10 protein-coding genes are annotated in these 13,687 nt (G+C 49.8%); 3 read left to right on the forward strand and 7 right to left on the reverse strand.

The window, feature by feature from the left end; genetic code table 11:
* Window positions 1-100: 100 nt before the first annotated feature.
* Together DFQ01_RS03035 and DFQ01_RS03040 are read left to right on the forward strand one after the other, a co-directional pair.
* A complete protein-coding gene (locus tag DFQ01_RS03035) occupies window positions 101-967 on the forward strand; it encodes an AraC family transcriptional regulator (RefSeq protein WP_110042420.1) in 867 nt (288 codons plus the stop codon).
* 259 nt (window positions 968-1,226) lie between these two features.
* Window positions 1,227-2,162, forward strand: coding sequence for an ArsR/SmtB family transcription factor (locus DFQ01_RS03040; RefSeq protein ID WP_110042421.1), 936 nt, complete (start codon window positions 1,227-1,229; stop codon window positions 2,160-2,162).
* A 239-nt stretch (window positions 2,163-2,401) separates the two neighbouring features.
* Here DFQ01_RS03040 and DFQ01_RS03045 read toward each other — a convergent pair whose 3' ends face one another.
* From DFQ01_RS03045 to DFQ01_RS03060, 4 genes are all read right to left on the reverse strand, one after another.
* Window positions 2,402-3,784, reverse strand: coding sequence for an arabinan endo-1,5-alpha-L-arabinosidase (locus DFQ01_RS03045; RefSeq protein WP_110042422.1), 1,383 nt, complete (start codon window positions 3,782-3,784; stop codon window positions 2,402-2,404).
* A gap of 103 nt (window positions 3,785-3,887) precedes the next feature.
* Window positions 3,888-4,733 (reverse strand): carbohydrate ABC transporter permease, encoded by an 846-nt coding sequence (locus DFQ01_RS03050; RefSeq protein ID WP_110042423.1) that lies wholly within the window; start codon window positions 4,731-4,733, stop codon window positions 3,888-3,890.
* Between the two features lie 17 nt (window positions 4,734-4,750).
* The gene (locus tag DFQ01_RS03055) at window positions 4,751-5,641 is read right to left on the reverse strand and encodes a carbohydrate ABC transporter permease (RefSeq protein WP_110042424.1); all 891 of its coding nucleotides are present in this window, start codon (window positions 5,639-5,641) and stop codon (window positions 4,751-4,753) included.
* A gap of 110 nt (window positions 5,642-5,751) precedes the next feature.
* Window positions 5,752-7,140: an ABC transporter substrate-binding protein gene (locus DFQ01_RS03060; protein WP_110042425.1), complete on the reverse strand. Its 1,389-nt coding sequence runs from the start codon at window positions 7,138-7,140 to the stop codon at window positions 5,752-5,754.
* Window positions 7,141-7,538: 398 nt separating this feature from the next.
* On the opposite strand from DFQ01_RS03060, the gene glsA reads away from it, so the two are divergent.
* Complete coding sequence (gene glsA, locus DFQ01_RS03065) at window positions 7,539-8,483, forward strand: glutaminase A (RefSeq protein WP_245946495.1); 945 nt, start codon at window positions 7,539-7,541, stop codon at window positions 8,481-8,483.
* 152 nt (window positions 8,484-8,635) lie between these two features.
* On the opposite strand, the gene DFQ01_RS03070 is transcribed toward glsA, so the two are convergent.
* The 3 genes from DFQ01_RS03070 to DFQ01_RS03080 all read right to left on the reverse strand — a co-directional run bounded on the left by DFQ01_RS03070 (window position 8,636) and on the right by DFQ01_RS03080 (window position 13,644).
* Entirely contained in the window at window positions 8,636-9,463 is an 828-nt protein-coding gene (locus DFQ01_RS03070) for an amidohydrolase family protein (protein WP_110042426.1), read from the reverse strand.
* A 165-nt stretch (window positions 9,464-9,628) separates the two neighbouring features.
* On the reverse strand, window positions 9,629-11,254 hold the full coding sequence (locus DFQ01_RS03075; RefSeq protein ID WP_110042427.1) for a response regulator transcription factor: 1,626 nt from the start codon (window positions 11,252-11,254) through the stop codon (window positions 9,629-9,631).
* Between the two features lie 200 nt (window positions 11,255-11,454).
* Window positions 11,455-13,644 carry a cellulase family glycosylhydrolase gene (locus DFQ01_RS03080; protein WP_110042428.1) on the reverse strand — a complete coding sequence of 730 codons (2,190 nt, stop codon included), beginning with the start codon at window positions 13,642-13,644 and terminating at the stop codon, window positions 11,455-11,457.
* Window positions 13,645-13,687 lie beyond the last annotated feature (43 nt).

Raw genomic sequence — 13,687 nt, forward strand, 5'->3', positions numbered from 1 at the left:
ATTTCTATTGTATCATCATGATCAGACGTAAAAGTATGGTTTCGGTGCGAAAACATGCTCAATTTTGATCATTGAATCTACTAGAAGGAGCGACCAGCCTATGAAGCCGTTGCGCAAATCGTTCGACGCGACCGGCCTATTCCCGTTCGCCCTCAACTACCGCGATACGAAGACACCGCAATTCGAGCTGCCTGATCATGTGCATGATTGGCATGAGCTTGTCTACGTACACAGCGGCAGAGGAACCTTTTTTATTCAGCATACCGTTTATGAAATGAAGGCCGGCGACTTGTTCGTCATCCCTTCGAACACGATTCATCGTGCCATGCCGGACAGCGAAGAGCCCGTCACCTCGACAGCCATCTTCTTCAGCTCGACCTTCATCAAATCACCAGCATTCGATGAGCATTGGCAGCCGGATCAGCTGTTCCAATCGGACAACTACCTGTACGAACTTGCCGAAGATGACCGTGCACAATTCGAGCATTCCCTTAGCAGCATGAAGCAGGAGCTTGAACGCCAACAAGACGGATTCCGCACTGCGATCTGGCTGAAGCTGCTGTCGGTGCTGCACCATACGTGCCGCTCGCAAGCCATTAACCGCAGCAAGGCACTTCGATCATCGGGCGGGCCGGATTGGCTTGATACGATACTGGCTTATGTAGAAGCCGAGCAAAGCAAGAATGGCGGCGATAAGCTGTCCTTATCCACGCTGGCGAAGATTGCGAATGTGAGCGCCGCGCATTTCAGCCGCGTTTTCCGCCAGAAGACCGGGATGAACGTCACGGATTATTTGACCACGAGACGGATCATCAAAGCGAAGCAGCTGCTTGCCACTACCGATGACAAAGTCAGCTGGATCGCGACCGTATGCGGGTTTGACAGCTTAACCTATTTCCACAGGAGCTTCAAGAAATATGTAGGGATGTCGCCAGCGAAATATCGCTCGTCGCACACCGCAGGATAAGCGTTTCTAAACGTATAAAAAACTGATAATCGTCCACGAAATTTGCTTCGTATATATGTGAAGTTATTAATGAATATGTTATGATGAAATTATCGTTTGCCGCTCGCGCATCACGCAATTTAGGTCCATTATTGAGAGCGCTTCATATTGTGTCATTGCTAGTATTTGGTTTATATTGTAACTGTAGTGTTCTTCCAATTGTAATCCAAAAGCGTTTCCCCTAATTGACGATTTTATTCAAAATAGGAGAGTCCTACTCATGAAAATCGATACAACCCCGCACTCGCTGCCGATATATGAAGCTCTTGCAAGCAATGTTCGATTGCAAGTCATTAACCTGCTCGCACAGCAGGATATGAACATTAAAGAGCTTGCGCAAGCACTCGGTCTCAGCAGTGCCATTATGACGATGCACGTGAAGAAGCTGGAGAAAGCCGGCATCATCCAAGCGACGATGATCCCGAGCAAAGGCGGCATTAAGAAAGTATGCTCGCTTGTTGCAGAAGCGATCACGATCGACTTCCCGCGCAAGGGCGAATGGTCGCCAAGCCGCTCCTACCATCAGACGATCGTATCGGTCGGCCATTACACCGACTTCCAGATCGAACCGACTTGCGGCCTTGCAACGACGGAGAAAGTTATTGGCGAATTCGACGAACCTCGCTGCTTCCTCGATGCCGAGCGCTTCAATGCGAAGATTCTGTGGTTTGGCTGCGGATTCATCGAGTACAAGGTACCGAACTATTTGCTGAAGAACGAGACGCCGGAGGAGCTCGAAATTTCGATGGAGATCTCGTCCGAAGCGCCGTTCACGAACCAGAACTGGCCTTCCGATATTACGTTCCACCTCAATGGCGTAGAAGTCGGCACTTGGACAAGCCCCGGCGATTTCGGCGGCAAACGAGGGAAGTATACACCTGACTGGTGGTGGGATGAAGTTAACCAGTACGGTCTGCTCAAGGTGATTAAAGTAACCGAACAAGGCACGTTCATCGACGGCAACCAGATCTCGAACGTTACGATCAAGTCGCTTAACATTCGCGAGAAGCAGTGGAACTTCCGTATCAGCGTCAAAGAAGACTCCCCGCATGTCGGTGGCGTCACGCTGTTCGGCTCCGGCTTCGGTAACTACAATCAGGATCTCGTCTTCAAGCTGTATTATCAGCAGCAGGAAGAGCCGCAGACAGCGGAATAAGAAACGATCGCAATTCTACACCCCTATCGAACAGAAAAGCCTCGTCGTCTACAGCCGTAGACGATGAGGCTTTTTGACATTAGCAAGAATCAGGATTAAAAAACGGCAGCCTAGGACATCATGATTTCGTCCAAGACTGCCGCTCTATCATTCACTGCTATGACGAGTTTCTTCCATTATAATGTAATCAAAAATCCAAATGATGGCATTGCCTTGCCTTGTTTCTCGATCGCTATCGCCTATTCCTTCGTCCGTTTGCCCCATATGGCAATCCCTCGATCATCAAGTCCTGTGAACACGACGGTTGGAACCGACCGTTCCCAATCCCAGGCCGTCAGTACACGAGCGACTGCCGTGCGTGACTCACCGTTCTTATCCTGCCAATTAATCGACAGTGTCGCTGACTGTTCGTCCAGCTGCCATTGACCATTGTCAAACGCAGAGCCGCTGATTGTCCCGTTCGGTTGTATGCTTATCTTCTCTGACTCTACTGCCGTATCAGCCTCTGGCAGATGAACGATCGTTTCCCACTCACCAACCATAAGCTCAGCAGGGATCGGCTGTTCCTTCTCACCCGCATAACGCTCCGGCGATACGACTGGCCAGCCATCAGGCGTCCAAGTTATACGGCGAACATGCAAGTACGGCCAATGCGGATTCGACTTCCCTCTCGCATGGTGAACCATGTACCAGTCTTCACCTTCACGCAGCACAGAGTTATGACCTGGCATGACCCAGCCTTCGCCTTCGCTGAATTCGTATCCGCCCATCAGCTTCGTGCCAACGTCGGATTGTGGCATATAATGAATGTCGTCCAGTCTTCTGCCGTTGAAATCAACGTAAGGTCCGTCGATGAAATCCGAACGGCCAACGCGTACGTTATAGTTGCGGAACAACGAGTCATAAGAAACGAACAAATAATATTGGCGGAACCCTTCGTGATACATGATGTACGGACCTTCTACTGCCCCTTCTCTCGTTGCCTTATCACGTGCAGCAATTCGCTTGCCGAACCCCGGCTCAGCCGGCAAACCCGTCTCTGCATGAAGCCGCGTAATATGGATGCCATCAAAGAATGAACCATAGAGCAGCCACTGGCTGCCCATCGCATCAACCGTAATTTGTGCATCAATCGCATTTGGACCCGGTTCACCAGACTTCGTTCGGATCGCAACACCATGATCCTCCCATGGTCCTTCAGGCGATTTAGCCGTCATTAAACCGATGAGCGAGCCATTCGTACCAAAGCTCGAAGCAGAGTAATACATCCGATACGTGTCACCGTGCTTGAATACGTCAGGAGCCCATAAGTTCGTTGCACCGGTCTCTTCCTTCGCATGCTCTGGAATGCCAGGAAGTGCCCGTCCAACCCATTCCCAGGCGATCAGATCCTTCGACTTTCGTACCATAACGCCCGGCGTCAACTTCGCCTTCGTCTGCACATCCGTGGAATATACATAATAAGTGCCATCATCATCTCGGAAAATACCGGGATCATGCACGTTCATCGTCTGCCACGCTTGTTCATTGTGGATGGCAGCCTCATCATACATCGGATACGTCACTGGTGCTGCAGGGAATACAGGTGTCGGTACGTCTTTCTTATGTGCCTGTTCCGTCATCGTCAGTTACAACTCCTCGCTATTGATAGATGTGCATGCTCTATGCAAAAAGCCATCCCTCGCACACTGCATACAGGTGGAGGGATGGACAGATTGCTTACAATTAACCTTTGACTGCCGAAATCGCAACCGATTCGATAATTTGCTTCTGGAATACGAGGAACACAATCAGCATCGGCAGAAGCGAGATGACGGAAGCCGCCATGATAAGCGGGTAGTCCGTCTGAATCGCATACATGGCATTGAAGTTGCCGATTACGAGCTGCAACGTGTAATTCTCTTCCGATGTCAAGTAGATCGTTGGTGCAAGGTAGTCATTCCATACGCCCATGAACCAAAGGATCAATTGCGCTGCTACAGCCGGTTTGATGAGCGGGAATACGATTTTGGCATAAATGCCGAAGTACGAGGAACCATCGATCTTAGCTGCCTCGATAATCGCATTCGGTACACTCGTCAGGTATTGACGGAGGAAGAAGATCATGAATACGTTGCCGAACAGACCAGGTACAATCAGCGGAAGGAGCGTGTCGTTCCAGCCGATATTCGAGAACATAATAAACTGCGGAATCATAACTGCCGGGTAAGGAATCATGATCGATGAGAGCAGCATCAAGAAAATTTTATTCTTATGCGGAACTTGCAGCTTCGCCAAGGCGAATGCCGCCAAGCTCGACGTGAACGTACCGATCAACGTAACCGAAACAGCTACGATAACGCTGTTCTTAATACCGCTAAGCAGCGGGCCAGCCGTCCAAATTTCAGAATATTTAGCGGTCAGCCACTCTTCCGGAATCCATACAGGTGGAAGTGCGAATACTTCCATCTTCGTCTTGAATGATGTCGTGACCATCCACAGCAAGGGGGCGATCATGAACACTGCGCCGATGCAGAGCAGAATGAATATGATTATATTTGCAGTACTCCATTTTTTAGAAGACAAAACCATTCTTCGCCACTCCTTCCTTAGTCGAGGTCACCCGACGACTTTTCATTAAACTTAAATTGTACAAGCGTTACAATGAAGATAAACAGCGCGAGCAATACAGCCATTGCGGACGAGTAACCCAATTGGAAGTTACCGAACGCCTTCTGCCACATGTAGAATACGGCGGAAGCGGATGAGTACTCTGGACCGCCTGTCGACGTCATAATGTTGATCTCCGTAAAGATCTGCGAACCACCGATAATGCTCGTAACAACGATGAAGAACGTTACTGGTTTCACCATTGGCCATGTAATCGCGCGGAACGTTTGGAAACCGTTTGCACCGTCCAGTTCAGCCGCTTCATAGTAGCTGCGGGAGACGCTTTGCAGCGCTGCCAAGTACAGAAGCATCGAATAGCCGAGGCCTTTCCAGATTGCCATAATCATAATAGCTGGCTTAACTGTATGTTTATTAGCCAACCAGTTTGGACCTTTAATGCCGAACAGATCGAGGAACTGGTTTACTAAACCATAGTCACCGTTGTAGGCCCACTGCCACAGAATTGAAATGGCCGCCAAAGAAGAGATAACTGGAACATAATAAATGACACGGAATGCTGTCGTACCTGGAATACCTCTGTTCAAACCCATCGCCAGCAGAAGCGCCAGCACAAGACCAATCGGAATACCAATCATCATGAAGAACGTATTGAACATTGCTTTGTGGAACAATTCATCCGTGAATAAGTCCTTGTAGTTATCCAAGCCTATGAAATTCATTTGGCCGAGTCCGTCCCAGTCTGTAAAAGAGCCGTAGATCGAGTACAGCATCGGATACATGGTAAACAACAACATCCCGATAACCGGTGGCGCTAAAAACAAGTAACCGTAAATCATTTCTTTGCGATATAGTTTCGATTTGGTTGGCATGGCTCTCACCCCTGGATATCCGGAATCAAAATGATGCTAACTGCAGCATCGTAACAGCAGCTAGCATCATTTCTCCCGGCATTAATCTTTGCTGTTGACAGACTTACTTATTACTTTTTCGATTTTTGCTCTTGTTCGATTGCTTTATCAAGCAGTTTTTGCATCTTAGGTTGTTCGGATTTCACGTAGTCTGCAGCTGTAACTTTGCCGTCAAGAACGGGTTGGATATCCGTGAAGAACAGGTTGTACCATTCAGCGTTGTACGTTTGCGTACCTGGGATTGGACGACCGTATTCGTTAACAACTTGCAGGAACTCTTCTTTGTTAGCTGGCTTCGTGGAAGTGTCTGCTGCCCACGTTTGAGCCATGTCGATCAAGTTCGGAATTTGAACTTTTGCACTTACGAGCTGCTCCATGCCTTCTTTGGAAGCCGTCAGGTACATAACGAGCTCAGCTGCTTCGGATTGGTTCTTGGAATCAGCGGATACACCGATACCGAGGGAACCAAGCCACGTAGCTGGTTCGCCTGTCGAACCTGCTGGCATAGGAATCAGGTCATATTCGAATGGAAGGCTTTCGTACGTGCTCATATCCCAAGGACCTACTGGGAAGAACGCCATTTCGCCTTTCATCCAGCGTTGGTACGTATCAAGCGTTTGCGCTTCTTGAACCGAAGGCGTGATTTTGTATACGTTCTGCATGTCAGCAAAGTACTGAAGCGCTTCTGCGAATTTCGGATCGTCGATCGTAACTTTCGTTTTCGTCGAGTCGAGCCAGTCAGCACCGTTACTCCATACGAACGATTGCAGCATCCAGTTAACGTTGAAGCCCGTACCGAATTGGTCAACTTTTCCGTCGCCATCCGTGTCCTTCGTCAGCTGTTGGTTAACTTTGATGAACTCGTCCCATGTGTAAGGCTTGTCTTTATCAGGAAGCGCGATGCCTTCTTTTTCGAACATCGTTTTATTGTAGCCGAGTGCGAAAGGACCAACGTCTTTAGGAAGACCGTAGATGTCGCCTTGACCCGTTACACTGCCGTCATAACGATAGAAGTTAACGCCGTATGGCCAGATATTATTAATATCAATCGAGGAGTTCTCAACGTATTGCGTGATATTAGCCAGAACGCCGCTGTTAACGTAAGCGCGGAGATCGCCTGGATCATAGTAGAATACGTCTGGTACGGAGTGACCAGCGATTGCTGCTTTCAGCTTCGTCGCATATTGGTCAGCCGTCGTCGTTATGATTTTGACCTTCACACCTGGATGGTCAGTTTCGAATTGTTTAATGACTGCCGTATAAGCTTTTTGCTCGTCTGGACCGCCGCGGAACATAAACGTCAGGTTTTTCGTTTCGCCGGAACTCGTGCTTGCGTTCGTGCCGCTGTCTGCCGAGTCGGATTTCGTTTCTTCTTTGCTGCTGCTGCCGCAGCCCGCGAGGACACCAGCAAATACGATGATCAGGGCCAAGATGGAAATAAGATACTTATTCTTTGCCATAGGATATTCCCTCCTGATGATGTTATAATGCTACTACACATCTGAAACCGCATTCATTTCTCTGCTAAAACAATTTCTAGATCCCCTTGCAATTACCCTCAGCGACGCTTACTTGAGAGTCCTGACGCCACCCCCGATTAATGATGGACAAGTTCCCAATCGACTGACCGTGCTTACGACGATCGAGCGATCAGCAAATCCATTAATCATTAATAAATTTGTTACAGCAATCATAATTCAAAGCGTTTTCAAAGTCAATATACCTTGGCTAAACTTTTTTGTTAATAACAAAATTATTAATACTACTCACCAATTGTTCATTTTTCATAGGGCGAATTCGTGTTTATAATAACCATATCTGGTTTGGAATATGCCCATCTGTTAGGAGTGAGATTTGGTTGAACGATCAATGGCGTTTCATCGCTTCAAGCATGCCGCAGTGGCTGGAAGACTGCAGACCCTACGCCCATAATGGCTCACCTGCAGCCTACATCCCGGAGCTTGCCAAAGCGCCCAAAGAGGCGCTGGGCATTACGCTCCTCGCCGCGGATGGCAGTATGATCAATGGCGGCGACAGCAGCTTTATGTTTACGATGCAAAGTATTTCTAAAGTATTCACTCTACTATTAGCCTTGATCGACAACGGCGAAGAAGCCGTATTCGCCAAGGTCGGCATGGAGCCGACCGGCGACGACTTCAATTCCATGTTGAAGCTGGAGCTCGTTGAACCTGGCATCCCATTCAATCCTCTTATTAATGCCGGCGCAATTGCAGTCACGTCCCTCATTCGTGGCAGCAGTCCGGCAGAAACGACCGAGCGTATCCTTGCTTTCATGCGCCTCATGGCGGGCGATGACAGCATCGGCTATAACGAGACGGTCAGCAGCTCTGAAGCAGCTACCGCTTACCGCAATCGCTCTCTCGCCTACTTCTTAAAGGATAACAATGTACTCGAGGCTCATACGGACGTCGAGCAAGTGCTCAGCGTTTATTTCAATCATTGTGCGATCGAGGTCAACTGCCGCCATCTCGCTAGGATGGGACTTATACTTGCCAACGGCGGATTCGACCCGCTCGCCAATCGTCAATTGCTGCCGCGCCGCTATGTACAGATTGCCAAGACGTTCATGCTCACCTGCGGGATGTACAATGCATCTGGCGAATTCGCGATTAAGGCAGGCATACCGGCGAAGAGCGGCGTAGCTGGCGGTATACTAGCTGTTGTCCCTGGCCAATACGGCATTGGCGTTGTTGGCCCGGCCTTAGATCAACGCGGTAACAGCATTGCAGGCGTAAGACTGCTCGAGACCATGTCGGTCGAGTGTGACTGGAGCATTTTCTAAATTATTGTAGAAAGACACAAAAACACGCCTATCTACCATCAAATGGTTAATAGGCGTGTTATTTATGGTTTGGTTATCTTTTTAATATTATCATTAACGTTAAATGCGATGAAAAATCCACTATCGATGCCTCTCGACGATGCCCGACTTCCCTACAGCTGATAGAACCTCGCCGCATTTCCCCCGAATAACGCCTCTCGCTCATCTGTTCCATACGCTTCAGGCAAGGCTGACTCCAGCACTTCCATACATTGATCGTACGTTGCAGCGAGCAGACAAACCGGCCAATCACTGCCGAACATAATCCGTTTCGAGCCAAAGCATTCGATCGCATGCTGAACATAAGGTGCAAACTGCTTTTGCTCCCACTGGCTGTGATCCGCCTCCGTCACCATGCCAGACAGCTTGCAATAAACATTCGGGTAGCTCGCAATGATTCTTAGCTGCTCCTTCCAAGGCTCCAGCTCACCTGCTGCAATCTGCGGTTTACCGATATGATCGATTACCGCATGCAGATGAGGCACCTTCTCCAGCAGTCGGACAACGGCGTCCAACTGAGAAGCGCGCATAAGAAGGTCAAGCGGCTGCTTTTGCTCAGCGAAGTACGTCAGCGCCTCGATATACGAAGGAGTCAGCACTTCATTCGGATCCGCCATTTCTTGAATCATCACTCGGAAGCCAACAAACTTAGGATTACGCTTGAACCGTTCGTAGACGTCTTTGTAATTCGGTGATTTCAAATCAAGCCATCCAACAACCCCAGCGATGCTCAGGTTTGCCTCTGCCAATGACAGCAGGAAATCCGTCTCCTCATGCTTCGGCTCTGCTTGTACAACGATAGAAGCCTCGATTCCATGCTTATTAAGACTAAGTTTCAAGTCATTCGGCAGGTAGCTTCGATACAGAATTGTCCCTTCCTCCAGCCAACCTAAGTTTCCACGCTCAATATTCCAATAATGCTGATGAGCATCAATCCTCAACGCTTACACGCATCCTTCCACAGAGAGAGGTATGATTTCATTCGACAAAAAAAGCCGGGCGGCACAAAGCCGTCCAGCCTTTTTTTGCCTTGTTACGCTATTGTAGCAAATGGTACACTTTCGACAAAGTGCTGATTAGATGCGTTACATACCCAATTGTGACATTTACCGTTTGTTGCGCTTGCGGAATTCCTGTGGTGTATACCCTTCCTGCTTCTTGAACAGCTTGGAGAAGTAGGAGAAGTTACGATAACCGGTAATCTCCGCTACGTCGCTTACTTTCAAGTCCGATTCGCTGAGCAGCCGCTTCGCCTGCGTCATCCGTTGATCCATGATGTAGTCCGACAAGGACAGACCTGTCTCCTTCTTAAACAATCTCGATAAATAGGCCGGATTAAAATGAAGGAATGCCGCAATGTCTTCTCTAGTCAGGTCTTGTGACATATGGGACTGTACATACTGCTCGATCAACTCAACGACGGAAGGCTCACGGTTGCGATGCTTCTCATGCGCGCTCATCGAAGCATCGATCATTCGTTTCGTCCATGCTCTAAGCTGCGATAACGATTTCGTAGCTTGCAGCATGTCGTCATGACGATTCAACGACTCCAGGGCATGATCTACCGAAATCCCGTTCTTGTGGAAAGTCTGATAAATCATGGAAACAAAATGGTAGTAAAACGCTTTCAGGTTTTCTTTCGAAAACGATTTTTGATTTTCGTATAAGCGGAATAGCTCGTCGAGTCGACGCTGCAGTTCCTCTTTTTTGCCTGATTCAAACAAAACCGCAAGCTCGGACGGCCAAATCACCGTCAGCATGCTCGCTTGATCCTCATAATTGCCGCCTTCTACGAAGATCGAATCGGACCTCGACACGTTCCGCCGCTCCATATCAAGCAGCTCCGCACAGCTGGCCGCAATACCCGTTATCGGACCTGGCGAGCCGATGTAGCAGGACACATGCGAGTAGAAGTACTGGTTGCAATCCGCAATAAAACGCCGGCATCGCCACTCCAGTTCCTTCATGTCGTTCGCGATTCGCTTGGCGGCATAAATAATGATGAAGATCGCGCCGCTGCGACATTTGACGACCGTGCCCATCCAATCGCGAAGCACCGTCTCCCGCGCCGAATTCATCATTGCATACTCCAGAATGTTCTCGTCACGGCTGCCGAAGCTCTGCTTCCAGCGGTCCACACTAACTAATAACGGAATAAAGACGTCATTGGCTGAAAATTCTGGATGTATCATCGACAGGTAGCTCGTGTGCAGTTCTGACACGGACACATTCGCTGTCTCGCCTGCCGGCTCAATCAGGTCGGTCCAGAATCGATCCACCAGCACATGCTTTTGGGATTTGAGCAAATTCTCGTACCGTTCCGCCTTCGAATGGAGGGACAGCTTCCTACGCGTATCCTCCAGCTTACGCAGCGCCTTCATGACCGTTTCCTTCAGCCTATCATGTGCAATTGGCTTCAGCAGGTAGTCGAAGCAGCCAATCTGCAGCGCCGTCTGCGCATAATCGAATTTGTCATGGCCGGTTAGAAAAATCGTCTCTGTCGTTATCCCCCGCTTCTTCATCCAATCTAACAGCTCTAGTCCGTTCTCTCCTGGCATCTCGATGTCGCAAATCATCACGTCTACGGCGTGTTCTCCCAGCCGCTCTCTTGCCTCCTCTGCGTCAGACGCAGAAAAAACTTCTGTGATTTGTAATGAACGCCAATCAATGGTATCCACAACACTCTTCAGTGCGAACGCTTCATCATCGACGACCAGAAGCCGATACACCATCGATACCCCCTTCCCATCAAGGATGCGAATAAGGAGACTTCTGTCAGATCTAACATTGCAGGCACAATCTCAGTCTATCAAATTTACATGATGCCTACAATATAGTAGCTGGCCAGTTTTGGAAGCGCTCGCATCCTGATTGGCCGGATGTCTGCTGCGAAACACGAGCAGCAGACATCCGGCTCGATTCTCGGTGTGAATTACGGCTCAATTCCCCATACGAGCGTTCCATTTTGATAGAGTGTTACTTTGTTCCAATCTGCATAGGCCGACTTCGTACCATCGAAGGAATAGTCATTGCTTTCATCAAAATTCGTCCAGTCGGACTTCGCGATACGAACTTGGATATCACCTGTTTGACCGCCTGCTGCGATCGATCCAGCTGCTGAGCTAAACGACAATTCAAAGTACGTATCCGCCGTCGTCTTCGCTGGGCTGATCGTGCCAAACACACCGCTTACTGCGCTCGTACCCACTTGCGCATAGTCCACCCAGTAGCTAAGCGATGCGCTCGATGAATCCTTCGTTAGGTAATAACGCAGCTTCAGGTTGCTCAGGCTCACTGCCGTTGTACCTGTGTTCTTAATGTTAAACGATGCGTAGATTTGGTTATCACTCGCATTGGCGTTGGTCAGCTTGTATTGAACAACGAGGCTGTTAGTCGTTGTCGTGCTGCCAGCTGGCGTTGCGCTTGCAGCCGACGAGTTCGCCGATTCGCCTGCGCTGTTCACTGCGCTGACAACATAGTAGTACGTCGTGCCGTTTGTCAGCCCCGTATTCGTGTATGTCGTTCCCGTTACGCCTGCAGCGATCGTCGTGAATGTACCGCCGCTCACTGTCGAACGCTTCACGTTGTAGCTCGTCGCGCCTGTTGATGCTGTCCAAGACAGCGTCACTTGCGCATTGCTTGCCGCTGCCGTCAGACCTGTTGGCGCAGACGGTACGGTCACTGTCGCTGCCGGCGTTGCACTTACTTGCGAGGAGTTCGCTGATTCGCCTGCGCTATTAACAGCTGTTACAACATAATAGTAGGAGGTTCCGTTGGTTAAGCCTGTATTCGTATAGGTCGTGCCTGTAACACCTGTTGCTATAGTCGTGTACGTACCGCCGCTCGTTGCAGCGCGCTTCACATTGTAGCTCGATGCCCCTGCAGAAGCCGTCCACGTCAACGTCACTTGAGCATTGCCTGCAGTTGCACTAAGGCTTGCTGGTGCAGAAGGAACGGATACTGTGTTCAGCGGCTTGATAATGCGATCAAGCATCGCCTGCTTCGGCGCATTCCACGTCTGCCAGTCATCGAGCAGCAAACCGCCTGTGTCGCCGCTGTTCGGATTAAGGCACCAGTACGTCCAGTACAGATCGTTGTCTTTAATGTAATCGACTAGTTTATTTTGCCAGATCCCCTCCGCGCTCGTCGTATCGACGCCACGGCCGCCGAATTCACCCATCAGAATCGGAGCAATGTTGTTCTTGCTAATGTAACCCCAATACGAATCCCACAGCGCAGGCATATTGTTCGGGAAGCTCGGATCGGAGAACCAAGTCTGGCTGGCTACACCTGGACCGTAGTCATGCGGCGAGTAGACCACGCGGTTCGCCACATTCAGGCGCACTGGGTAGTTCTGAACACCCCGCAAGTTACCGCCCCACCAGTAGCTGCCGCTATCCCCCTGTACATTGGACGAGATGCCTTCTACGAGAATAAGCCAGTTTGGATTGGCAGCCAGAATCGCATTGCCCGCACGCTCTGCTGCAAGGCGCCAGTCTGTTGCAAGATCGCCTGTTCCCCATGAAGCCGTACCATGCGGCTCATTGTGAAGGTCGGCACCGATAACCGTTGGGTTATTCGCATAATGCTCTGCCAGCATGACCCAGTCGCTGATCCAGCGCGCTTCCGAATATTGCGCTGTATACCACAGCTCGGATTGGCCGCCGGAGTCTGGACGATGGCGGTCGAGAATGATTTGGATGCCGCGCTCGCCTGCCTCCTGGACGACACGGTCCATGAGCTGCAACGGCGTCAGACCAATCAGGTCAGGGTTTGTTGTCGCGTTAATGCTGACAGGCATGCTGCCTGCGTCGAACATTTGGGTTGAATAAGGCAGACGGATCAGATTGTAGCCGTGTGCTTTAATCTGATCCATGAAGCTATCGAGCGAATAAGACCACAGTCCATGCGGCGAATAGTTCGCCGTCTCGAAACCGAACCAGTTCAGCCCGTTAAAAATCGCTGGATTACCCGCTTCGTCCAAAATCCGGCTGCCAGAAGTGTGGTAATAACCAAGTGCAGCCGCTTCTGTCTTGCGTGCGCCAATCGTCGCAAACATGGAGCAGATCATCGCTGCGGTCAGCAGCATAAGGCCCCATTTTCTCATCGTGGCAGTAGCCATTACAGCATCTCTCCTCTTCTTCTTCGCGAATAGAATCATTTCG

Source organism: Paenibacillus cellulosilyticus (assembly GCF_003182255.1).
Classification (GTDB): Bacteria; Bacillota; Bacilli; order Paenibacillales; family Paenibacillaceae; genus Paenibacillus_T; species Paenibacillus_T cellulosilyticus.